The sequence below is a fragment of the Streptomyces sp. NPDC059002 genome, from assembly GCF_042740435.1.
Lineage (GTDB): Bacteria > Actinomycetota > Actinomycetes > Streptomycetales > Streptomycetaceae > Streptomyces.
This window is the reverse complement of record NZ_JBHYJI010000009.1, coordinates 184,299-209,976: the sequence shown is the minus strand read 5'-3', so window position 1 is coordinate 209,976 and position 25,678 is coordinate 184,299. Positions and strand designations below refer to the sequence as shown.

The window sequence follows — 25,678 nt, the reverse complement described above, 5'->3', positions numbered from 1 at the left end:
ACGGCCCGACCGAGGCCACCGTCTACGCCACCACCTGGACCGCCGACGACACCCACGGCGCCGCCGTGCCCATCGGCACGCCCATCTGGAACACCCGCGCCTACGTCCTCGACGACCGGCTCCGACCCGTCCCCGACGGCGTCACCGGTGAGCTCTACCTCGTGGGCGCGGGCCTCGCACGCGGCTACACCAGACGCCCCGCCCTCACCGCCGAACGCTTCATCGCCTGCCCGTACGGCCCGCCCGGCGAGCGCATGTACCGCACCGGCGACCTCGCACGCCGACGCGCCGACGGGCAGCTCGAATTCACCGGACGCACCGACGACCAGGTGAAGGTACGCGGGTTCCGCATCGAGCCGGGTGAGGTCGAGGCCGTGCTCGCCGAGCACCCGGACGTGGCACAGGCCGTCGTGACGGCCCATGAGGGTCACCGTCTCGTCGGGTATGTCGTCACCCGCTCCGGTGCGTCGGCGGGCGTCGAACTCACCGCCCAGATACGCACGTTCGCCCGCTCGCGCCTGCCCGAGTTCATGGTCCCGGCCGCCGTCGTCGCCCTCGACCGATTCCCTCTCACCAGCAACGGCAAGCTCGACCGCGCCGCCCTCCCCACCCCCGACTTCACCACCGACCCCACCACCTCCCGCACCCCCCGCAACCCCACCGAAGAACTCCTCTGCACCCTCTTCGCCCAACTCCTCGACACCCCCGACATCGGCATCGACGACAACTTCTTCGACCACGGCGGACACTCACTCCTCGCCACGCGTCTGGTGTCGCGGGTGCGGTCGGCGTTCGGTGTGGAGATCGGCGTACGTGCTCTCTTCGAGGCGCCCACCGTCGCCGGTCTCGCGCGGGAGCTGGGTGGCGCCGCGCAGGCTCGTCCCGCCGTGCTGCCCGTGCGGCGCCCGTCGCATCCGCCGCTGTCGTACGCCCAGAACCGCCTCTGGTTCCTGCACCGGCTCGAAGGCCCGTCCCCGACCTACAACATCCCTTTCGCCGTCCGGCTGTTCGGCGGACTGAACCGTGCGGCGTTCACCGAAGCGCTCGTCGATGTCGTCGCCCGGCACGAGAGTCTGCGCACCGTCTTCCCCGAACGGAACGGCACCCCGTTCCAGCAGGTGCTCCACGGCGAGGCCGCACGCCCGGTCCTCGGCTTGACCGAGGTCGACGAATCCGGACTCGACGCGGCGATCGACGAAGCCGTGCGGTACGCCTTCGACCTGGGCAGTGAACTCCCCCTCCAAGCACGGCTATTGCTGCTGTCTCCGGACGAGTGCGTCTTCGTCCTTGTCGTGCATCACATCGCCGCCGACGGCTGGTCGCTGGCTCCGCTCTGGCAGGACATCGCGACCGCCTACAGCGCACGGTCGCGGGACGGGCAGGCCCCCGACTGGGCGCCGCTGCCGGTCCAGTACGCCGACTACACCCTGTGGCAGCGCGAGCTGCTCGGCAGTGCCGACGATCCGGACAGCGCGATGGCCCGCCAACTGGCCTACTGGCGTGAGACGTTGAAGGGGCTGCCCGAGCGGACCGCCCTGCCGACCGATCGTCCGTACCCCTCGCCCGCCACCTATCGGGGCGGCACCTACGCGCACGCGTGGGACGCGGAGCTGCACGCGGGCCTGGCCGAGCTGGCCCGCGGCAGCGGTGCCACGGTGTTCATGGTCGTGCATGCCGCGCTGGTGGCGCTGCTGTCACGGTCCGGTGCCGGGGACGACATCGCCGTCGGCAGCCCGATCGCGGGCCGCACGGATGATGCCCTGCACCAGCTCGTCGGCTTCTTCGTGAACACCCTGGTGCTGCGCACCGATGCCTCCGGAGACCCGACGTTCCGCGAACTCGTGGAGCGCGTACGGGAAGTGGACCTGAGTGCGTACGCCCATCAGGACGTGCCGTTCGAGCATCTGGTGGAGGTGCTCAACCCGGCGCGGTCGCTCTCCCACCACCCGCTGATCCAGACCATGCTGGCCTGGCAGAACAACGCCCGGCACGATCTCGGTCTGCCCGGCCTCCAGTCGCGTCCCGAGTTCGTGAAGACGGGCACCGCCAAGTTCGACCTGTCCTTCTACCTCGACGAGGACGGCGGGATCGTCGAATACAGCACGGACCTCTTCGACGAGTCGACCGTGGCGGCGCTCATGTCCCGGCTCGGCCGGCTCCTCGCCGCGGTGATCGCCGATCCGGACCAGCCGATCGGCGCCATCGACCTGCTGTCCGCGCGGGAGCGGGCGCTGGTGGTGGACGAGTGGAACGCCACCACGCACGAACTGCCGGTGGCGACGCTGCCGGAGCTGTTCGAGGCGCAGGCGGCCCGCACACCGGACGCGGTGGCGGTCGTCCTCGGCGACGTCGAGCTGACCTACGCCGAGCTGGACGCGCGGGCGAACCGGCTCGCGCACTGGCTGATCGACCGGGGCGCCGGCCCGGAGCGGACCGTCGGTCTGCGGCTCCGCCGGTCGCCCGAACTGATCGTGGCGATGCTGGCGGTCCTCAAGTCCGGCGCGGCCTATCTGCCCATCGACCCCGACTTCCCCGCCGAACGCATCCGGTTCATGCTCGACGACGCCCGCCCCGTCCTCGTACTCGACGAGAACCTGCCCACGGACACGGACACGGACACAGGCGACGGCACCGACACCAGCACGAACCCCACGGGTGTGCACCTGCACCCCCAGCACCCGGCGTACGTCATCTACACCTCCGGTTCGACAGGTACGCCGAAGGGCGTCCACACCACCCACCACAACGTCGTCGCCCTCGCCCTCGACCCGTGCTTCGGCCCCGAGGCCCGCGAGCGCGTGCTCGTGCACTCGCCGCACACCTTCGACGCCTGCACCTACGAGGTGTGGGTGCCGCTCCTCAACGGCGGCCGACTGGTCCTCGCACCCTCCGGCGGGCTGACCCCGGGCGGCCTCGGCACGCTCGTGGCACGGCACGGCATCACCGGCGCCTGGCTGAGCGCGGGACTGTTCCACGCGTTCGTGGAGGAGTCGCCCGACTGCCTCGCCGGGCTCCGTGAGGTGTGGACGGGCGGCGACGTGGTGTCGCCGAGCGCGGTCCGCCAGGCGCTGCGGGCCTGCCCTGAGCTGGTCGTGGTCGACGGCTACGGCCCCACCGAGACGACCACCTTCGCCACCTGCCACCCCGTGCGGTACGGCGACGACCCGGGCCCGGTCATGCCGATCGGCACGCCGATCGCCAACACGCGTACCTACGTGCTCGACGCGGGGCTCCGGCCCGTCGGCATCGGCATCGTCGGCGAGTTGTACGTCGCGGGCGCGGGTCTCGCCCGTGGCTATCTGGACCGGGCCGGGCTGACGGCCGAGCGGTTCGTGGCCTGCCCGTTCGAGGACGGGCAGCGGATGTACCGCACCGGAGACCTGGTGCGGTGGCGCGCCGACGGTCGCATCGAGTTCGTCGGCCGCGCCGACGGGCAGGTCAAGGTCCGTGGTTTCCGCGTGGAACTCGGCGAGATCGAGTCCGCCCTCAACGAGCACCCGGCGGTCGCCAGGTCCGTGGTCGTGACCCGGGAGGACCAGGCCGGGGAGCAACGGCTGATCGGATACGTCGTAGGCGCCTCCGAAGGCTCAGCCATGCCCGACGACGACAGCGCCGACGGCGTCGCCGACGCGCAGGTCGACGAGTGGCAGCAGATCTACGACGACCTCTACACCGACGCCGCGAGCGCCACCTGGGGCGAGAACTTCATCGGCTGGAACAGCAGTTACGACGGACAGCCCATCCCCCTCGACCACATGAGGGAGTGGCGCGACGCCACAGTCGACGCCATCCGCACCCTCAACCCCCACAACATCCTCGAAATCGGCGTCGGCACCGGCCTCCTCCTCTCCCAACTCGCACCCCACTGCGAGAGCTACTGGGGCACCGACTTCTCCGCCGGGGTCATCACCGCGCTGCGGACGCAGATCTCCGCCGAGCTGGTGGACCGTGTGGAGCTGCGGAATCAGCCCGCCCATGACGTACGCGGCCTGCCCACAGGCCACTTCGACGTCATCATCCTCAACTCCGTCATCCAGTACTTCCCCAGCGCCGACTACCTCACCGACGTCATCACCCAAGCCCTCCAACTCCTCACCCCCGGCGGTGCCCTCTTCATCGGCGACATCCGCAACCTCCACACTGCCCGCACCCTCCACACCGCCATCCACCTCCACCACACCCACACCGACACCACCACCCTCCGCGCCACCATCGAACGCGCCCTCGTCCGCGACAAAGAACTCCTCATCGCCCCCGAATACTTCACCGCCCTCCAATCGACCGGCAGCATCCCCACCCACACCACCGAAATCCACCTCAAACGAGGCCACAACCACAACGAACTCACCCGCCACCGCTACAACGCCATCCTCCACAAACACCCCCACACCACCCACGACCTCACCACCACACCCCACCACCACTGGGGCCAAGACCTCACCACCACCACACACCTCACCGAACTCCTCCGCACCCAACACCCCCACCCCCTACGCATCGACGCCATCCCCAACGCCCGACTCACCACCGAAACCGCCGCCCTACACCAACTAGCCACGGGGGCGGACCAAACCGAGATCGAACCCGGGATCGAACCCGAAGAACTGCACCGCATCGGCGCCGAGTTGGGATACCGGACCGTCCTCACCTGGTCCACGCACCGCGAGGACGGCATGGACGCCGTGTTCGTCCCACGTGACGACGACGCCGTCCTTGCCGGGCTGTACCGCCCGGGTGCGGGTGTGTCGGGGAATCCGGGGGCGTGGGCCAACAATCCGGCCGTGTCGCGGGACATCGGCGCCTTCGCGGCCTCGGTGCGGGAGGAGCTGCGCACGCGGCTTCCCGAGTTCATGGTCCCGGCCGCGGTCATGGTCGTGGACGAGTTCCCGCTGACGGTCAACGGAAAGCTGGACCGGGCCGCGCTGCCGGTGCCGGAGTTCCTGGCCGCGCCGACGTCCCGGGTGCCGCGGACGCCGGTCGAGGAGCTGTTGTGCGGGCTGTTCGCGCAGATCCTTGGCGTGCGCACGGTCGGGGTCGACGACGGCTTCTTCGATCTGGGCGGGCATTCGCTGCTGGCCACCCGGCTCGTGTCGCGGGTGCGGTCGGTGTTCGGTGTGGAGCTGGGGGTGCGGGCGCTCTTCGAGGCGCCGACGGTGGCGGCTCTCGCCAGGCTGCTTTCGGGTGCCCAGCGGGCCCGGCGCGCCCTCGAACCCGCGGCACGGCCGGAGCGGCTTCCGCTGTCGTTCGCGCAGAACCGGCTGTGGTTCCTGCACCGCCTTGAGGGGCCATCGGCTACGTACAACATCCCGCTCGTCGTACGACTCACAGGACCCCTGGACCAACCAGCCCTGGAAGCCGCCCTCACGGACGTCGTCGCCCGGCACGAAAGCCTGCGCACCGTCTTCCGCGAACACGACGGCACGCCGTACCAGCACATCCTCGCCCCGGACGCGGCACGCCCCACCCTGCGTACGCGTGCAGTGGACAGCACCTCCCTCGACGACGCGGTCGCCTCCGCCGTCCAGTACGCGTTTGATCTGGGTGAGGAACTCCCCGTCCATGCCGAGCTGTTGACGTCGACCTCCGCGCCGGACGAACACACGCTGGCGCTCGTCCTGCATCACGTGGTGGCGGACGGCTGGTCGCTGGAGCCGCTGTGGCGCGATCTGGCCACCGCGTACGAGGAGCGGTCGCGCGGTGCGGTCCCCGCGTGGGAGCCGCTGCCGGTGCAGTACGCCGACTACACCCTGTGGCAGCACGAACTCCTGGGCGACGGCGGCGATCCCGACAGTGTGCTCGCCGAACAGCTCGGCTACTGGCGGGAGCGGCTGGCGGGCCTGCCGGAGCGGATCGGGCTGCCGACGGACCGCCCGCACCCGGCGGTCGCCTCGTACCGGGGCGGCACGCTGCCGTTCCGGTGGGACGCCGAAGTGCACGCGGCGCTCGCGGAGTTGGCGCGTGCCAGTGGCGCGACGGTGTTCATGGTCGTGCACGCGGCGCTGGCCGCGCTGCTCGCACGGTCCGGTGCCGGGGACGACATAGCCGTCGGCTCGCCGATCGCGGGCCGTACGGACGAGGCGCTCGACGACCTCGTCGGATTCTTCGTCAACACGCTCGTACTCCGTACGGACGTCTCCGGCGACCCCACCTTCCGTGAACTCCTCGGCCGGGTCCGCGAGACCGACCTCGACGCATACGCCCACCAGGAGGTGCCGTTCGAGTTTCTCGTCGAGGCGCTGAATCCGGCGCGCGCCCTCTCCCATCACCCCCTGTTCCAGGTGATGCTGGCCTGGCAGAACACGCCGGACGTCGGGCTCGCGCTGCCGGGGCTTGCCGTGGAGCCCGCTCCCGTGGGGACGGGCACGGCTCGCATGGACCTCGTGATCAGCATCGCGGAGAGCCGTGCGGGCGACGGGGAGGCGGCGGGACTCGACGGCGTGGTGGAGTTCAGCACCGACGTCTTCGACGAGGGCACGGTCGCGACGCTGGTGGCACGGCTGCACCGGGTCCTCTCCGCCGTGGCCGGGGATCCCGATCTGCCCGTGAGCGCCATCGAGCTGCTGAGCGGCCGCGAACGCCGCGAGCTGCTCGACACCTTCAACGACACGGCACGCGCACTGCCCGGCCGCACCCTGCCCGAGCTGTTCGAGGCGCAGGCGGAGCGCACCCCGGACGCGGTGGCGGTCGTCTTCGGCGACGTCCAGCTGACGTACGCCGAACTGAACGCGCGGGCCAATCGCCTCGCCCGCCGTCTGGTGTCACGGGGCGTGGGGCCCGAGGCGACCGTCGCGGTGCTGGCGCATCGCTCGCCCGAGCTTGCCGTGGCGCTGCTCGCCGTGCTCAAGGCCGGTGGCGCCTATCTGCCCGTGGACCCGGACTATCCGGCGGAGCGGGTGGCGTTCATGCTGGCGGACGGGGCGCCGGTGTGCCTGCTGACGGCCGGGGACGTCGTCCTTCCCGAGGGTGTCCCGGTGGGGGCCGCGGGCATCCCCCTCGTCCGCGTCGACGAGGAGCCCGCGGCGTCCGTGGCCGACACCGATCTCACACAGTCCGAGCGCGTCCGGCCGCTCCTTCTGTCGCACCCGGCCTATCTCATCCATACGTCGGGGTCGACCGGCCGCCCGAAGGGTGTGGCCGTCACGCATGCCGGAATCGGCAGCCTGTCGGCGACGCAGATCGAGCGGTTCGGTGTCTCGGGCGGCAGCAGGGTCCTGCAGTTCGCCTCGGTGAGCTTCGACGCCGCGGCGTGGGAGCTGTGCATGGCGCTGCTGTCGGGCGCCGCCCTCGTCATGGCGCCGAAGGAGGACCTGGCGCCGGACCGGCTCGGGGCGCTGTGCGTCCGGCAGGGCGTGACCCATATGACGCTGCCTCCCGCGCTGCTCTCCGTGGTGTCGCCGGAGGACTTCCCTGCGGGCGGTGTGCTCGTCGTCGCGGGCGAGGAGTGCCCGCGCGAGGTGGCGGCGCGCTGGTCCCCGGGCCGGTCGATGTTCAACGCGTACGGTCCGACGGAGTCGACGGTCTGCGTCACCGTCAGCACGCCGCTGCCCGCGCGCGCCCTGCCGGGACCGGTGCCCGTCGGCGTCCCGGTGGACAACACGCGCGTCTACGTCCTCGACGGCGGGCTCCGGCCCGTACCGCCGGGCGTGGTGGGCGAGTTGTACGTCGCCGGTGCCGGTCTCGCCCGCGGCTACCTGGGCCGGGCCGCGCTGACGGCCGAGCGGTTCGTGGCCTGCCCGTTCGAGGACGGGCAGCGGATGTACCGCACCGGAGACCTGGTGCGCCGACGCGGCGACGGGCAGCTGGAGTTCGTGGCTCGCGCCGACGACCAGGTGAAGGTCCGGGGCTTCCGGGTCGAGCCGGGCGAGGTCGAAGCCGTCATGGCGGAGCATCCGGCGGTCGCGCAGGCCGCGGTGGTGGCGCGGGCCGGGGATCTGCTGGTGGGTTACGTCGTGCCGGGCACATCCTCCGCCTCACGCGACGAACTCCCCGCAGCCGTACGGGACGTCACCCGCACGCGCCTTCCCGAGTACATGGTCCCGGCCACCGTCATGGTCCTCGACGCGTTCCCGCTGACCTCCAACGGGAAGCTGGACAAGGCGGCCCTGCCGATACCGGAGTTCACGGCCGCGCCGTCGTTCCGTGCCCCGCGCACCCCGGCCGAGGAGGTCCTGTGCGCACTGTTCGCGGAGGTGCTCGGCGCGTCCCGCGTCGGTGTGGAGGACAGCTTCTTCGAGCTGGGCGGGCATTCCCTGCTCGCGACGAAGCTGGTGTCGCGCATCCGCTCGGCGTTCGGTGCGGAACTCGGCGTGAAGGCGCTGTTCGAGGCGCCGACGGTGGCGGCTCTCGCCAGGCTGCTTTCGGGTGCCCAGCGGGCCCGGCGCGCCCTCGAGCCCGCGTCCCGTCCGGAGCGGCTTCCGCTGTCGTTCGCGCAGAACCGGCTCTGGTTCCTGCACCGCCTGGAGGGCCCTTCCGCGACGTACAACATCCCGCTCGTCGTACGACTCACAGGGCCCCTGAACCAACCAGCCCTGGAAACCGCCCTCACGGACGTCGTCGCCCGGCACGAAAGCCTGCGCACCGTCTTCCGCGAACACGACGGCACGCCGTACCAGCACATCCTCACCCCCGACACAGCACACCCCACCCTGCATACGCGCGAAGTGGACAGCACCTCCCTCGACGACGCGGTCGCCTCCGCCGTCCAATACGCCTTCGACCTGGGTGAGGAACTCCCCGTCCACGCCGAGCTGTTGACGCTGTCGCCCGACGAGTGCGTGCTCGCGCTCGTGGTGCATCACATCGCGGCCGACGGCTCCTCGCTCGTCCCCTTGTGGAGTGATCTGGCCACCGCGTACGAGGCCCGGTCGGGCGGCGCGGCACCGTCGTGGGAGCGACTGCCGGTGCAGTACGCCGACTACACGCTGTGGCAGCACGGGCTTCTGGGAGACAGCGCCGATCCGGACAGCCCGCTGGCCCGGCAGTTGAGCCACTGGAAGGACACGCTCGCCGGGCTGCCCGAGCGCATGGACCTGCCGACGGACCGCCCGCATCCGGCGATCGCCTCCTACCGGGGCGGCAGTCTGACGTACCGGTGGGATCCCGAACTGGGGGTGCGGCTGGCCGAGTTGGCGCGCAGCACTGGGACGACCGTCTTCATGGTCGTGCACGCTGCGCTCGCCGCGCTGCTCGCACGGTCCGGTGCCGGGGACGACATCGCGATCGGTACGCCGATCGCGGGCCGTACGGACGAGGCGCTCGACGACCTCGTCGGATTCTTCGTCAACACGCTCGTACTCCGTACGGACGTCTCGGGCGACCCCACCTTCCGCGAACTCCTCGCCCGGGTCCGGGAGACCGATCTCGACGCGTACGCCCACCAGGACGTGCCCTTCGAGCACCTGGTGGACGTGCTCAACCCGGCCCGCACCCTGGCCCATCACCCGCTGTTCCAGGTGATGTTGGCCTGGCAGAGCACCGCGCGGACCACGCTCGGGCTGCCCGGGCTCTCGGCGTCCCCGGTCGCGACGGACACCCGGACCGCCCGCATGGACCTCGTGTTCAACCTGACGGAGAACACGGACGACGGGAGCATCGACGGGTTCGTGGAGTTCAGCGCCGACGTGTTCGACCGGCGGACCGTCGAGGCGCTGGTGGCACGTCTGGGCCGCCTGCTCGCGGCCGTCGCCGACGCCCCCGACCGGCCGGTCGGCGCGATCGACCTGCTGACGGCCGATGAACGCCACCAGGCCCTCACCGCGGGGAACGAGACCGCCGTCGGCCTGCCGGATGCGTCCGTGGCGGAACTCGTCGACGCCCAGGCGCGGCGCACCCCGGACGCGGTGGCGGTCGCCTTCGACGACGTCGAGCTGACGTACGCCGAACTCGCCGCGCGCTCCGACCGCCTGGCCCGCTCCCTCGTCGTGCGCGGCGCCGCACCCGAGCGGCTCGTCGCGCTGCGCCTGCCGCGTTCGGCGGACCTGGTCGTGGCGATGCTGGCCGTCCTCAAGACCGGCGCGGCCTATCTGCCGATCGACCCGGAGTACCCCGACGAGCGCATCCGGTTCATGCTCGACGACGCGCGACCGGTCGTCGTGCTGGAGGGCGACGGGATCGATGCCGGGGGCGACCCGCGGGGCTCGGCGGGCTCTGCGGACTCGGAGCACGTGTCCGGGGAGGCGGGCGTCCGGCTCGATGCCGTCCGGCGCCACGGCCTCCACCCCGCGTACGTGATCTACACGTCGGGTTCGACGGGGCGCCCCAAGGGCGTCACCGTCTCCGGCTCCGCCCTTCTGAACCTGGTGGTGGACATGCGCGACCGCCTGGCCATCGGCGCGGACGACACGTTCCTCGCGGTCACGACGACGGGCTTCGACATCGCGGGCCTCGAACTGTTCGTACCCCTCGTCAGCGGCGCCCGCGTCATGGTCGCGCCGCGCGAGACCGTACGCGACCCGCTGGCACTCGGCGCGCTCCTCACCCGCTCCGGCACCACCGTCATGCAGGCGACGCCCAGCCTCTGGCGGGCCGTGGTGGCGGAGGACGTACGGCTCGACGGGATCCAGGTCCTCGTGGGCGGCGAGGCCCTGCCGCCGGACCTTGCGGTGTCACTGGCGCAGCGCGCCGGGTCGGTCCTGAACGTGTACGGGCCGACGGAGACGACCATCTGGTCGACGGCCGCGGTCGTCGACGACGAGGCGCCGGGCATCGGCACGCCGATCGCGAACACACGGGTGTACGTCCTGGACCGGCGGCTCGAACCGGTGCCGGCGGGTGTCGTGGGCGAGCTGTACATCGCGGGCGCCGGACTGGCCCGCGGGTACGCGGGCCGTGCCGCGCTGACGGCCGGGCGCTTCGTCGCCTGCCCGTTCGGCGCGCCCGGCGAGCGGATGTACCGCACCGGCGACCTGGTGCGCCGCCGCGCGGACGGCGGCGACCTGGAGTTCGTGGGCCGCGCCGACGACCAGGTGAAGGTGCGGGGCTTCCGCATCGAACTGGGCGAGATCGAGTCCGCGCTCGCCGGGCATCCGACGGTACGGCAGGCGGTGGCGGTGGTCCGTGAGGGCGGGCGCCTCGTCGCGTACGTCGTGGCGTCGGGCGGCCCTGAAGCCGACGAACTCGGCGCTGTCCTAAGGGAGTTCATCCGCGCCCGGCTCCCCGAGTTCATGGTCCCGGCCGCGGTCGTGGTCCTGGACGCGTTCCCGCTGACCGCCAACGGAAAGCTGGACCGGGCCGCGCTCCCGGCGCCCGAGTTCACCTCGGCGCCCGCGTCCCGCGCACCGCGCACCGCGGCCGAGGAGGCACTCTGCGCGGTGTTCACCGAGGTGCTCGGGGTCCACGTGGGCGTGGACGACGAGTTCTTCGACCTGGGCGGCGACAGCATCACGTCGATCCAGGTGGTCAGCCGGGCCCGTACGGCCGGGTATGTGATCAGCCCGCGGGACGTGTTCCTGCACAAGACCGTGGCCGCACTCGCCGCGCTGGCCGAACGGGTCGAACACGTCGAACCGGCACGGCAGCCGGAAGAGACGCCGCAGACGGAAGAGACGCCGCAGAGCGGGACCGCGGCGACGACGACGGCGGCAGCAAAGGCGAAGAAGCCCCTGGTGAAGATGGACCGGGGTCAGATGTCGAAGATCGAGGCAGCGTGGAGGAAGCGCAAGTGACCGAGTCGGAACTGATGGACGTGTGGCCGCTCGCGCCCCTGCAAGAGGGCCTGTTCTTCCACGCCCGCTATGACGAGGAGCGCGCGGACGTCTACGTCCTCCAGGTCGTCTTCGACCTGGAGGGGCCGCTCGACAAGGAGGCGCTGCGCGGCGCCGCGGACGCCCTGCTCGCCCGGCACCCGAATCTGCGCGCGGGCTTCTGGGACGAGGACCTCGAACACCCCGTCCAGCTCATCCCCGCCGAGGTCACCGTCCCCTGGCACGAGACCGACCTCGGCGGGCTCGACGAGGACGTACGACGGACCGAGCTGGACCGGCTCCTGGCCGAGCAGCGGACGCTCCGCTTCGACCCGGCCGACCCTCCGCTGCTGCGCTTCGCGCTCATACGCCTCGGCGGGCACCGGCACCGGCTCGCCCTGACGGCCCACCACATCCTGCTCGACGGATGGTCCCTGCCGGTCCTCTACCGCGACCTCTTCCACCTCTACGAACACCACGGCGACGACTCGGGCCTGCCGCCCGCGACCCCTTACCGCGACTACCTGGAGTGGCTCGCGGAGCAGGACCCCGCGCTGGCGACGGAGGCGTGGCGGAAGGCGCTTGCGGGCGTCGAAGGGCCGACGCTGGTCGCGCCCGCCGAGTCCGAGCGCACCGTCGCCCACCCCGCACGCATCGACCACTCCCTGCCCGAGTCGCTCACGACGGACCTCACCGCTTTCGCCCGCCGCCAGGGGCTCACGCCGAACACCGTCGTGCAGGGCTGCTGGGCACTGCTGCTCCAGCAGCTCACGGGCCGCGACGACGTGGTCTTCGGCATGACCGTGTCCGGCAGGCCGCCGCACCTTCCCGGCGTGGAGGGCATGGTCGGCCTCTTCATCAACACGCTCCCGGTCCGCGTCCGCCTGCACCCCGCGGAGCCGGTCGCCGCCCTGCTCACCCGCATCCAGGCCGACCAGGCGGAACTCGCCGAGCACCACCACCTCGGCCTCACCGAGATCAACCGCCTCACGGGCCACAACGAGCTCTTCGACACCCTGATGGTCTTCGAGAGCTACCCCCTCGGCGACACCGGCGACCGCCCCGACTTCAACGGCCTGCGCGTCGCGGGCGCGGGCGGCCACGACGCCACGCACTACCCCCTCAGCCTCGCCGTCGTACCGGGCCGGAACCTCCTCCTGCGGCTCGACCACCGACAGGATGTCTTCGACCGCGAGACGGTGGAGGGGGTGGCGGCGCGGCTCGAACGGTTGCTGCGGGCCGTGGTGGCCGATCCCGATGCGCCGGTAGGAGCGCTTGAGTTGCTCTCGGAGGCAGAGCGGCAGTGGGCTCTGGTCGAGTGGAACGACACCGCGCGGGAGTTGCCCGTGCTGACCGTGGCGGAACTGTTCGAGGCGCAGGTGGCGCGCACGCCGGACGGGATGGCACTGGTCTGCGGCGACACCCAGGTCACCTACGCCGAGGTGAACGCGCGGGCCAACCGCCTGGCGCGGTGGATGAGTGAGCGGGGCGCCGGACCGGAGCGGGTCGTCGCGCTGCGGCTGCCCCGGTCCGTGGACCTCGTCGTCTCCGCACTGGCCGCCCTCAAGGCAGGCGCGGCCTTCTTGCCGGTGGATCCCTCGTATCCCGCCGAGCGCGTTCAGTTCATGCTGGACGACACCCAGCCGGTCCTTGTCATCGATGGACCCGTGGCCACCGAGGGGTACGCGGACACCGATCTGCTCGTGCGCCAGGAGCCGACCAGTACGGCGTATGTGATCTATACGTCGGGTTCCACCGGGCGGCCCAAGGGTGTCGCCGTCACCCACACCGGCATCACCGCACTCCACACGTCCCATGCCGAGGAACTCCAACTCCGGCCTGGCTCACGGGTGTTCCAGGCCGTCTCCCCCAGCTTCGACGTCGCCGTCTGCGACCTCATCACCACCCTCGGCTCCGGCGCCACCCTCATCCTGGACAGCCCCGGCCAACTCGCCGGAGACGAACTCGCCACCGCCCTCACAAACAGCGCAGCCACCCACGTCGCCCTGCCCGTCTCACTCCTGGCCTCCCTCCCCAGCAACGGGATCCCCACACTCCAGTACGTCCTGACCGGCGGCGAAGTCTGCCCCCCAGACCTGGCTGAGCAGTGGACCGCCGGCGGTCGGCGCCTCATCACCGCCTACGGCCCCACCGAAGCCACCGTCTGCGCCACCCTCACCACCAACCCCACCATCCCCTCCCTCGGCCACCCCATCCCCAACACCCGCACCTACGTCCTGGACCCATGGCTGCGCCCCCTACCCCCCGGCGTCACCGGCGAGCTCTACCTCGCAGGCCCCGGCCTCGCCCGCGGCTACACCCACCACCCCGCCCTCACCGCCCAACGCTTCACCGCCAACCCCCACAGCAACACCCCCGGCGAACGCATGTACCGCACCGGCGACCTCGCCCGCCGCCACCACGACGGACACCTCGAATTCACCGGACGCGCCGACCACCAGATCAAAATCCGCGGCTTCCGCATCGAACCCGGCGAGATCGAAACCGCGCTCAGCGCTTTCCCGGGAGTCGCCCAGGCCGCCGTATCCGTACACAAGGAAGTCCTCGTCGGCTATGTCGTGCCGTCGACCGAGGCAGGCACCGACCAAGACCGCACCCACGCCCATCTGGCCCTGTCCGTCGGCGAGTTCGTCCGGGAGCGACTGCCGGAGCACATGACCCCCGCCACGGTCATGGTCCTCGACGGACTCCCGCTGACCGCCAGCGGGAAGCTGGACCGGGACGCGCTCCCGGAGCCGGACTTCCACTCGGGTCCTGCGTCGCGCGCGCCGCGGACGCCGACCGAGGAGATTCTCTGCGCGCTCTTCGCGGACGTCCTGGAACGGCCCGAAGTGGGCGTCGACGACAGCTTCTTCGACCTCGGCGGGCACTCGCTCCTGGCCACGCGCCTGATGTCGCGGATCCGGCCGGCGTTCGGTCTTGAGCTGGGCGTGCGGGCGCTCTTCGAGGCGCCCACCGTCGCCGCGCTGGCCCAGGTGCTGGGTGGGGCGCGTCCGGCGCGGGCCGCGTTGGGACCTGTCGTACGACCGGAGCAGGTTCCGTTGTCGTACGCGCAGAACCGGCTGTGGTTCCTGCACCGCCTCGAAGGACCGTCGGCGACCTACAACGTGCCCTTGGCCGTACGTCTCACCGGCACCCTCGACCGGCAGGCCCTGGAGGACGCGCTGGCCGATGTCGTGGCCCGGCACGAGAGCCTGCGGACGCTGTTCCGTGAACACGACGGGATGCCGTACCAGTTGGTGCTGGACAGTGATGCCGCGCGTCCGACGCTCACGGTGTCGTCGGTGTCCGCCGCCGCGCTGGCGGGGTCGGTGGACTCGGCCGTACGCCATGACTTCGATCTGAGCGCCGAACTCCCGCTGCGGGCCGAGCTGTTCGTCCAGTCCTCTGACGAGGCTCCGGCCCAGTACGTCCTCGTCCTGGGCGTCCACCACATCGCCGCCGACGGCTGGTCCCTGGAGCCGCTCTGGCGCGACATCGCGGAGGCGTACCGGGCACGGCTGGGAGGAGCCGCTCCCTCGTGGACCGCTTTGCCGGTGCAGTACGCCGACTACGCTCTCTGGCAACGGCAGTTGCTCGGCGACGGCGCGGACCAGGACAGCGTCATGGCCGACCAGCTCGCCCACTGGAAGCGGACACTCGCCGACCTCCCCGAGCGCACAGAGCTGCCCGCGGACCGGCCCTACCCCGCCGTGGCCTCATACCGGGGAGACACGCTCACGTTCCACTGGGACGCCGAACTCCACGCGGGGCTCGCCAAGTTGGCGCGCGCCAACGGTGTCACCCTCTTCATGGTCATCCACGCCGCACTGGCCGCCGTCCTCGCACGGTCCGGTGCCGGGGACGACATCCCGATCGGCACGCCCATCGCGGGCCGTACGGACGAGGCGCTCGACGACCTCGTCGGGTTCTTCGTCAACACCCTCGTGCTCCGCACCGACCTCTCCGGCGACCCCACCTTCCGCGAACTCCTCACCCGCGTAAGGGAAACCGACCTCGACGCCTACGCCCACCAGGACGTCCCCTTCGAGCACCTCGTCGAAGTCCTCAACCCCGAACGCACCCTCGCCCACCACCCCCTGTTCCAGACCCTGCTGGCCTGGCAGAACACCGCCGACGCCGTGTTCGACCTGCCCGGCCTCTCCGTCACCCCCGTCCCGGCGGGCACGGGCACGGCCCGCACCGACCTGACCTTCAGCATCGCCGAGCACCGGGGCGCGGACGCCGACGGCGACGGCGACGGCAGCGGGATGAGCGGACTCGATGGTCAAGTCGAGTTCAGCACCGACATCTTCGACCGCAGCACCGTCCAAGCCCTCACCCACCGGCTCGGCCTACTTCTCGCCGCCGCCATCACCGACCCCGACCAACCCATCGGCGACATCGACCTCCTCAGCCCCCAAGAGCGCCACCACACCCTCACCACCCACAACAACACCACCCACCCCACCCCCCAAGCCAGCCTCGCCGAACTCTTCCAAGCCCAAGCCACCCGCACCCCCGACCAAGTGGCCGTCACCTTCCAGAACACCCACCTCACCTACGACCAACTCAACACCCGCGCCAACCAACTCGCCCACCACCTCATCACCCAAGGCGCCGCCCCCGAACACGTCATCGCCCTCAAACTCCCCCGCACCACCGAGATGGTCATCGCCGTCCTCGCCGTCCTCAAAACCGGAGCCGCCTACCTCCCCATCGACCCCCAATACCCCCACGACCGCATCCAGTTCATGCTCGACGACGCCCACCCCCTCCTCGTACTCGACGGCACGGACCTGGACACCTCCGCCCTGCCGGACCACAACCCCGTCGTCCCCGCCCACAACCCCCTGCACCCGGCCTACGTCATCTACACCTCGGGCTCCACAGGACGACCCAAGGGCGTCGCCGTCACCGATGGCGCCATGGTCAATCTGCTGACGTGGCACGGCGGCGAGATGCCGTCCACGGGCGGTACCCGTACCGCCCAGTTCTCCGCGTTGAGCTTCGACGTGTCCGTGCAGGAGATCCTGTCGGCGGTGCTGGCCGGGAAGACGCTGGTGATTCCGGCGGACGAAGTCCGTTACAGTCCGGAGGAGTTGGTGGACTGGCTGGAGGAGCAGCGGGTCGACGAGCTGTTCGCGCCGAATCTGGTCATCGACGCCCTGGCGCATGCGGCGGTCACGCGGGGGCGGGAGCTCCCCGCTCTGCGGGAGGTCGTCCAGGCCGGTGAGGCGTTGACGCTGAGCCCGCATGTCCGCACGTTCTTCCGGCAGGTTCCCGGGCGGCGGCTGCGCAACAACTACGGGCCGAGCGAGACGCATGTGGTCACCTCGTACGTGCTGCCCGACGACGTCGACGCGTGGTCGGCCCCGGCGATCGGTGCTCCCGTCGGGAACATTCGGGCCTATGTGCTGGACGACCGGCTGCGGCCCGTCGGCGCGGGTGTGACGGGCGAGTTGTACATCGCGGGCGCGGGACTCGCGCGCGGGTATGTGCACCGTCCGGGCCTCACGGCCGAGCGGTTCGTGGCCTGTCCCTTCGAGGCCGGGCAGCGGATGTACCGGACGGGCGATCTCGTACGGCGGGGCTCCGACGGGAAGTTGCACTTCGTGCGCAGGGCCGACCAGCAGGTCAAGGTCCGGGGCTTCCGCATCGAGCCGGGCGAGGTCGAGTCCGTGCTCGCCGAGCACCCGGACGTGGCACAGGCCGTCGTGACGGCCCACGAAGGCCGCCTCCTCGTCGGTTACGTGGTGCCCTCGGGCGAGAGCGGGTCGGCCCAGGAAGGGGGCGAACTCACCGCCTCCCTCCGCGCGTTCGCCCGTGCCCGCCTCCCCGAGTTCATGGTCCCCGCCGCGTACGTGATCCTGGACGCGCTCCCCCTCACCGCCAATGGAAAGCTGAACCGTTCCGCGCTGCCCGACCCCGACTTCACCGCCTCCCCGTCTTCTTCCGCGCCCTTGTCCCGGGCGGCGGCGAGTCAGGAGGAGCAGTTGCTGTGCGAGCTGTTCTCGGAGGTGCTCGGTGTCGCCGTGGGCGTGGACGACAGCTTCTTCGACAGGGGCGGGCATTCGATGCTGGCCACCCGCCTGGTCTCCCGGGTCAAGGCGGTCTTCGGGGTGGAGCTCGGCGTACGGGCCCTGTTCGAGGCGTCGACACCCGCCGCTCTGGCGCGACGCCTGGCGAGTGACACGTCGGGCGACGCCCTCAACGTGCTCCTGCCGTTGCGGACGACCGGCGGGCTGCCACCGCTGTTCTGTGTCCACCCCGCCGCGGGCATCAGCTGGCCGTACGCCGGTCTGCTCGCGCACGTCGCGCCCGACCGTCCCGTCTACGGACTCCAGGCGCGCGGTCTGACCGGGGCGGAGCAGCCCACCGCCACGCTGGACGAGATGGCCGACGACTATCTGACGCACATCCGGGCCGTGCAGCCGACGGGTCCTTACTTCCTGCTCGGCTGGTCCTTCGGGGGTCTGGTCGCGCACGCGATCGCGACCCGTCTGGAGAAGGCCGGGGAGCGGGTGGAGCTTCTTGCGCTCCTCGACTCCTTCCCCCCGGATCGCAGGCCGGGCGAGGAGATACCCGAACTGGACGAGCGCGATGTGCTGGCGCTGCTCTTCGAGGAGATCGTCGGCGTCGACCGCCGGACCTTCCTCAGCGGCTCCGAGGAAGAGGAAGGGGAAGGGGAACAGGGGCTGACGCCCGCGCAGTTGGTCGACTTCATGCGCAGGGAGAGCGCGGGGCGCGTGGACCTTCTGCTGGAGGAGGACGTGCTCGCCAGGGTCGTCGAGATCTTCATGCGGGTGCCGGACGCCCTGGACAAGTTCGTGCCCGAGCGGTTCGGCGGTGACGTTCTCCTGTTCACCGCCGCGGAGTCGGCCGCGGAGTGGCCCGCCGACGATCCCCGGCGGTCGCCGGAGGCCTGGGCGCCGTATGTGGCGGGTGAGGTGACGGAGCACAGTGTCGACGTACGGCACGAGCACATGCTGCGGCCCGACGCGCTGGAACGGATCGGGGCCGTACTGGCGAGGTCCCTGTCGCGGTCGCCCGCGCCGTGATCCCGGCGGCCGCCCCTACGCGGTGACCGGGACGCGCCTCGGTCCGCGCACCAACAGGCCCGGCCGATAAGGGAGTCCGGCCGGGTCGGCGGTCAGGCGGAGCGCGGGGAAGGCGGCGAACAGGCGCGGGAGTGCGATCGCCGCCTCCAGGCGGGCCAGGCGCGAGCCGACGCAGAAGTGCGGTCCGTGACCGAACGCGGCATGCGGTGCGGTGCGCGGGCCGCGCTCCGTGGCGTCGTGCGCGTAGCGTCCCGGGCGGAAGGCGTCGGGGTCGGGGAAGTGGCGGGGGTCGCGGTTGGCGGCGGCAAGGACGGCGAGGACCGAGGCGCCCGCCGGTATGAGCGCACCGTCACCGAGGTCCACGTCCTCGGTGGCGTGCCGCCATGTCGTGCCCTCCAGGGGGCTTGCGTGCCGGAGCGTCTCCTCGACGACGGCGGGCCAGCGCCCGGGGTCGCGGCGGGCGGCCGTCAGCTCGTCGGGGTGGGTGAGCAGCAGCAGGGACGCGGATGCCAGCAGGTTCATGGTGGTCTCGTAGCCCGCGAAGAGCAGCAGGAACGCCATGGCGAGCAACTCGCCGTCGTCCAGGCCGCCTTCGGTCGCGTCGTGGGTGAGCGCGCTGAACAGGTCGGGCCCCGGTGAGCGGCGCTTGTGGGCGATCAGCTCGGTGAAGTAGGCGTACAGGGACGTCCATGCCTCGTCGACGGCGCCCTGCGGCAGCGCGTCGGCGGGCGAGCCGACCCGGTACGTCCAGTCGCGCAGGTCCGCGCGGTCGGCCTCGGGCACCCCGAGGACCTCGCCGATCACCAGGACGGGCAGCGGGAAGGCGAAGGCGTCGACGAGGTCCGCGCCGCCGTCGCGGGCGAGGCGCTCGCCGACGTCGTGCAGGAGTCCGTCGGTCAGCTCCTCGATCCGGGTGCGCAAGGCGTCCACGCGGCGCGGTGCGAACGCGGCCGTGGTCAGCCGGCGCAGCCGTGTGTGGTCGGGGGCGTCGGTGTTGAGCATGTGCCGGGCCAGGCAGGCGCGGGCGCGCCGTGCGGGCGAGTCGCCCTTGGGTCGGCCCGCGTCCTGCGGCGGCACGTTCGAGAAGCGGGGGTCGGCGAGCACGGCTCGCGTCTGCTCGTACCCGGTGACGAACCAGGCGTACGTGCCGTTGGCGAGCGGCACCCGTGCCGCCGGGCCCTGCTCGCGCAGGCGCGCGTAGTACGGATACGGGTCGCGCGCGAAGTCCGGGTCGGCCGGGTCCAGGGAGGTCGGCGGCGCGGAGGAGGTGAGGGGTGCGCGGGAGGCGAGGGGTGCGGTCACCCGTTCATCCTCGCCGGGCCGGGTGGCTTGATCGACGTGGTCCTGAGCCAGTGACCGAGGCCGGGCGCTGTGGGAACCGTACAAAGCCGGGAGGGGGTAGTGCGGGCTTTAGTCGCAATGTGCCGGGGCGGTGGGCCGCGGGGTTGTGGGATGCGTGCGCTCAGTCCTCCGCCCGCACCGTGAGGTCGTCGCCGAGCGCGGCGGCGACGGCCGCGGCGCGGGAGTGGTCGTCGAGGCGGCGGGTCAGATAGGCGCAGGCGTGCCGGTGCTCGCGGGACCACCAGGCGGCGGATCCGCCGATGCCGCCCTTGGCGATCTTGCCGGGGTCGCGCAGGAGTCCGAGCGTCCAGGTGACACGGGTGCCGAAGACCTCGTCGTGGCCGGTGACTTGGGGCGCGAGGTACTCGGCGTGCAGCTCGGGGCCGAGGAGTGCGCCAACGGGTCCTTCGGGTTCGGTCAGGACGGAGAAGAACCGCGCGACGCCGCTCGCGGTCGCGTGCAGGTTGACACCGCCGAAGACCGCCCGCCGCCAGGCCGGTGCGTTGACGCGCCGCACGTCGAGGGCGCCTGCCGGGGTCCGCAGCCATGGTTCGGCGGGGAGCAGGACGGGCCAGTCCGGTGCGGCGTACTCCAGGTCGGCGACGCGGTGCAGTTCGCGCTCCGGGACGCCGAACCAGGCGTCGATGCCGAGGGCGGGCCGCACCACCTCGTTGAACATCTCCCCCAGGGTCGATCCCGTGGCCGCGCGCAGGATGCCGTCGATCAGGTGGCCGTAGGTGAGCGCGTGTTCCCCCAGGGCCGTGCCGGGCGCGTACTCGGGTGCGGCCCGCGCCAGGCTCGCGCGCAGTGCGGCGTCGTCGAGGAGGTCGAGACCGGCCGCGGCCGCGGGGAAGCGCGGCTGGCCCGCCTGGTGGGTGAGCACATGGCGCAGGGTGACGCGGTCCTTGCCGTGCGATCCGTAGGCGGTCCAGTGGCGGGCGATCGGTGCGTCGAGTTCCAGCGCGCCGTCGCGCACGGCCACCAGGGCGGCGAGTGCGGCGAAGGGTTTGGACACCGAGTACGGCTGGACGAGCGTGTCGCCCCGCCAGGGCCTTCGCCGGTCGGCGTCGGCCCAGCCCGCGTCGAGCCGTACGACCTCGTGGCCCGCGCGCCAGACCGAGAGCCCGGCGCCCGTCTCCGTGCCGTCGGCCACCAACTCCTCGAAGACGCGGCGCACTTCCTCGTGTCCCTGCGCCATGTGACCGTCGACCGTTTCCGCCATGTCCGCCCCTCTCGCCCCGCAGCCGCATCCAGCTCCACGAGCACTATACCCACGGGGGGTATACAGGGAAGGGGTTCCGGGCCCGACCCGTGGGTAACCTCTCCGCCGGTACGAACACCCGTCCCCCACCGCCCTTTTGGAGAACCGCCATGACCGTCCAGCCCCCGGCCTTCGTCATCGACCCCACCGGCGCCGACCCGGACGCGGAGAACAGCGCGCTCCGGGCGGCCGGTCCCGTGACCCGCGTCGACGTCCTCGGTGTCACCGCGTGGTCCGTCACCGACCCCGTCCTGCTGCAGAAAATGCTGACCAGTCCGGACGTCTCCAAGGACGCGCGCCAGCACTGGCCATTGTTCGACGAGGCCGTGCGGACCTGGCCGCTGGCCCTGTGGGTCGCGGTCCAGAACATGTTCACCGCGTACGGCGCCGACCACCGCAGGCTGCGCCGCCTGGTCGCCCCCGCGTTCAGCGCCCGGCGCGTCGCCGCGCTCAAGGAGAGCATCGAGCAGATCGTGACCCGTCTCCTCGACGATCTGGAGGAGGGCTTCGAGCACGGCAGGAAGACGGAGTCGGGAAGCGTCGCACCCGGTGAACCGGTCGATCTGCGCGAGCACTTCGCGTACCCGCTGCCCATCCAGGTCATCGGCGAGCTGATGGGCGTGCCCGAGGAGCGGCGCGAGGGGTTCCGCAGGCTCGTCGACGGCGTCTTCTCCACCACGCTCACCGCCGAGGAGTCCGCCGCCAACACGGCCGAGCTGTACGCCTCCTTCGACCGCCTCGTCGCGGCCAAGCGGGCCGAGCCGGGCGACGACATGACGTCCCTGCTCATCGCCGCGCACGACGAGGAGGGCGACGGCTCGGGCCTCAACGAGGCCGAGGTGCGCGACACGCTCCTGCTGATGGTCAGCGCCGGTTACGAGACCACCGTCAACCTGATCAGCAACGCCATCGCCCGGCTGCTCACGCACCCCGAGCAGCTCGCGCACATCCGCGCCGGGCGCGCGGGCTGGGACACCGTCGTGGAGGAGACGCTGCGGGTCGAACCCGCCGTCAAGCACCTGCCGATGCGCTTCGCCGTCCGGGACATCCCGCTCCCCGACGGGCGGACGATCGCCGCGGGCGACGCGATCCTCGCCTCGTACGCCGCCGCGAACCGGCACCCCGAGTGGCACGGCGAGAGCGCGGACGTCTTCGACGTGACGCGCGGCAGCCACGAGCACCTCTCCTTCGGGCACGGCGTCCACTTCTGCCTCGGCGCCCCGCTGGCCCGCATGGAGGGGAGCATCGCGCTGAGCCGCTTCTTCGAGCGTTTCCCGGACGCCGCACTCGCCGTACCCATGGATCAGCTGCAGCGGGTGCCCTCACTGATCACGAACGGGCACACGCGGTTGCCCATCCGGCTGAAGCCGGTCCGCTGACCCGCTGAGCCGTCGCCGGGTTCACGCCGCCGCCTCCCGCACCAGCTGCACGGGGTGCCACGCGTCGCGCTCCGTGCCGTGGAAGATCTGCTGGCGGCAGGAGGCGCCGGTCGCGACGACGACGGTGTCGTCCGACGCGGCGCGCACGGCGGGGAAGAGACGGTCGCCGCCGACGGTCATCGACACGTCGTAGTGCTCGGACTCGAATCCGAACGACCCGGCCATCCCGCAGCAGCCCGCGTCGAGTTCGATGACCTCGACGCCGGGGATGCGGCGCAGCAGGGCCATGGTCGCCGCGGTGCCGACCTCGGCCTTCTGGTGGCAGTGGCCGTGGAAGAGCAGGGTGCGGCCGCTGAGCCAGGAGTCGGCGCGCAGCCGCAGCCGCCCGTCGTCGACGGCCTCGGTGAGCAGTTCCTCCAGCTGCCGGACGCGATCGGTGACCGCGATGCGCGCCGAGTCCTTGGGCAGCAGCGCCCGGTGCTCGTCGCGCAGGGTCATCAGGCAGGACGGCTCGCAGCCGGTGATCGGGGCATCCGGCGGGGTGGTCTCGGTGAGCCGGTGGACGAGCTGGAACGCCTTGTCGCTCGCGTCGTCCACGAGGCCCTTGGAGAGGCTGGCGCGTCCGCAGCAGCCGCCGCTCTCCAGGCGCACGTCCCATCCCGAGCGTTCGAGGAGTTCGACGGCGGCGCGGCCGATCTCCGGTTCCGTATAGGTGGTGAAGGAGTCGGCGAGGAGGACGACCGTGCCCTGGGGCGCCTGTGCGGGGGCGGTGCGGCGGCCGTACCAGCGCACGAGGTTGCGGCGGGTGTAGCGCGGCAGCGGGCGGTGCGGGGTGATGCCGAGCGTCCGGTCGAGCAGACGGCGCAGCAGCGGGATGCGGCCCGGCAGGTTGGACAGGGGTGCGGTGGCCGAACCGATGCGGTTCAGGAGCCGGATGGCGGCGAAGACCCGTGAGCGGGCGGGGACGCCGTGCTGGTCGTGGTGGTGGGCGAGTGCCTCCGTCTTCAGCGCGGCCATGTCCACGCCGAGGGGGCATTCGCTCTTGCAGGCCTTGCACATCAGGCAGAGGTCGAGGACCTCGTGCAGTGCCTCGTCGCCGAGCGCGGTGTGCGGGTCGGGTGCGGAGAGCGCCTTGACGAGGGCGCCCGCGCGGCCGCGTGTGGAGTCCTGTTCGTTCCTCGTGGCCATGTAGGAGGGGCACATGGTGCCGGCGTCGGTCTTGCGGCACAGGCCGATGTTCATGCAGCGGTCGGCGGTCGCCCGCATGCCGCCCGTCACGTCGAAGTCGAGGCGGGTGCGCAGGCCGGGTGCGGGCGGCAGGGCCGCGTCCCGCAGATGGTCGGTCATGGCGGGCGCGTCGACGATCTTTCCGGGGTTGAGCCGGTCGTCCGGGTCGAACAGGCCCTTCACCTGACGCATGGCCTCGTACAGCTCGTCGCCGAAGAGTTCGCGGTTGAACTCGCTGCGCGCCAGGCCGTCCCCATGTTCGCTGGAGTTGACGCCGCCGTACTCGGTGACGAGGTCCTTGATCTCCTCGGCGACATCGCGCATGGTCTGCCGCTGCGCGGGGTCGGTCACGTCGAGGAAGGGGCGGATGTGCAGACAGCCCACGGAGCAGTGGCCGTAGAAGCCCGCGGTGAGTCCGTGCCGGTCGAGGACCTTCTTCAACCGCTTGGTGTACGCGGGCAGATGGACCGGGTCCACGGCGGTGTCCTCGATGAACGCCAGCGGCCGCTTCGTGCCCTCGCTCGCCGCCATCAGCAGGCCGAGGCTGGCCTTGCGGACCTTGAGGAGTGCCGCCCGGTCGGCGGGGTCGACGGCGCGCAGGGTGTGGTAGCCGTGGCCGTGGCGGCGCCAGAGGGAGGTCAACTGGTCCAGTTGTCCCTGGAGTTCGCGTTCGTCGTCGCCGGTGAAGGAGACGAAGAGGAGTGCTTCGGGGTCGCCTTCGAGCACGGTGGACAGGGAGGCGTACTCGATCTTCTCGCGGGACAGGTCCAGGATCGTGCGGTCCATCAGCTCGACGGCCGCCGGGTCGCAGGCGAGCGCGTCCTGGGTGGCCTCGATGGCGCCCGCGACCGAGGTGAAGTGGCCGACGGCGAAGACGGTGCGGGACGGTTTGGGCACCAGGTCGACGAGCGCGCGGGTGGTGACGGCCAGCGTCCCCTCGGAGCCGACGACGAACTTCGCCAGGTCGAACGGGGTGTCCTCGCGCGCGAGCCGGTCCAGGCGGTAGCCGCCCGCGCGCCGCCAGTGCCGCGGAAACCCGGCCTCGACGGCGGCGGCGTGCGCGGCGACGATCCTGGGCAGCTCCCGGTGGATACGGCCGTCCAGCGTGATGCGCCCGGCCCGGAGTTCGCGTTCGGCCTCCGTGAGCGGCGACAGATGCGTGGTCGTCGCGTCGGAGAGCACCACGTCGAGCGCGCGGATGTGGTCGATGGTCATCCCGTGGCGCAGCGAGCCGCTGCCCGCGGAGTTGTTGCCGATCATGCCGCCGAGCGTGGCGCGGTTGCTGGTGGAGGTGTCGGGGCCGAACATCAGGCCGTACGGTGCCGCGGCGCGGTTCAAGTCGTCCTGGACGACGCCGGGTTCGACGAGGGCGGTGCGCGCCTCGGGGTCGAGGGCGACGATCCGGCGCATGTGCCGGGAGAGGTCGAGGACGATGCCGGGCCCTGTCGTCTGCCCGGCGAGGCTGGTGCCCGCGCCGCGCGGCACCACGGACACGCCGTGCGCGGCGGCCGCGGCGACCGCCGCCCGCACGTCGTCGGCGTGCCGCGGGAAGACGACGCCGAGCGGGGTGATGGCGTACATGCTGGCGTCGCGCGCGAACAGGTGGCGGCTGTAGTCGTCGAAGCGGACCTCGCCCTCCAGGTCGGCTTCCAGCCGCCGTGCGAGGTCGCCGGTCTCGGTGGGTTCTGGGCTCGCGGTGCTCTCCGTGCTCAACGTCATGCGACATGC

The 25,678-nt window shown here is 71.7% G+C and carries 6 protein-coding genes; 3 read left to right on the top strand and 3 right to left on the bottom strand.

Annotated elements, in window-relative coordinates; all coding sequences use genetic code 11:
- Together ACFWZ2_RS11625 and ACFWZ2_RS11620 are read left to right on the top strand one after the other, a co-directional pair.
- The coding region (locus ACFWZ2_RS11625; protein ID WP_384544863.1) for an amino acid adenylation domain-containing protein at positions 1-11,663 on the top strand (11,663 nt) is incomplete at its 5' end.
- Positions 11,660-18,742, top strand: a complete 7,083-nt coding sequence (locus ACFWZ2_RS11620; protein WP_384544862.1) for an amino acid adenylation domain-containing protein — start codon at positions 11,660-11,662, stop codon at positions 18,740-18,742. The genes ACFWZ2_RS11625 and ACFWZ2_RS11620, both read left to right, overlap by 4 nt.
- Before the next feature lie 15 nt (positions 18,743-18,757).
- On the opposite strand, the gene ACFWZ2_RS11615 is transcribed toward ACFWZ2_RS11620, so the two are convergent.
- Together ACFWZ2_RS11615 and ACFWZ2_RS11610 are read right to left on the bottom strand one after the other, a co-directional pair.
- Positions 18,758-20,044 carry a cytochrome P450 gene (locus ACFWZ2_RS11615; protein WP_384544861.1) on the bottom strand — a complete coding sequence of 429 codons (1,287 nt, stop codon included), beginning with the start codon at positions 20,042-20,044 and terminating at the stop codon, positions 18,758-18,760.
- A gap of 160 nt (positions 20,045-20,204) precedes the next feature.
- Entirely contained in the window at positions 20,205-21,305 is a 1,101-nt protein-coding gene (locus ACFWZ2_RS11610; protein ID WP_384544860.1) for a serine hydrolase domain-containing protein, read from the bottom strand.
- Positions 21,306-21,454: 149 nt separating this feature from the next.
- Here ACFWZ2_RS11610 and ACFWZ2_RS11605 point away from each other — a divergent pair, with 149 nt between their 5' ends.
- Positions 21,455-22,723 carry a cytochrome P450 gene (locus ACFWZ2_RS11605; protein WP_384544859.1) on the top strand — a complete coding sequence of 423 codons (1,269 nt, stop codon included), beginning with the start codon at positions 21,455-21,457 and terminating at the stop codon, positions 22,721-22,723.
- A gap of 21 nt (positions 22,724-22,744) precedes the next feature.
- Here ACFWZ2_RS11605 and ACFWZ2_RS11600 read toward each other — a convergent pair whose 3' ends face one another.
- A complete protein-coding gene (locus ACFWZ2_RS11600) occupies positions 22,745-25,669 on the bottom strand; it encodes an FAD-binding and (Fe-S)-binding domain-containing protein (RefSeq protein WP_384544858.1) in 2,925 nt (974 codons plus the stop codon).
- Positions 25,670-25,678: the final 9 nt, after the last annotated feature.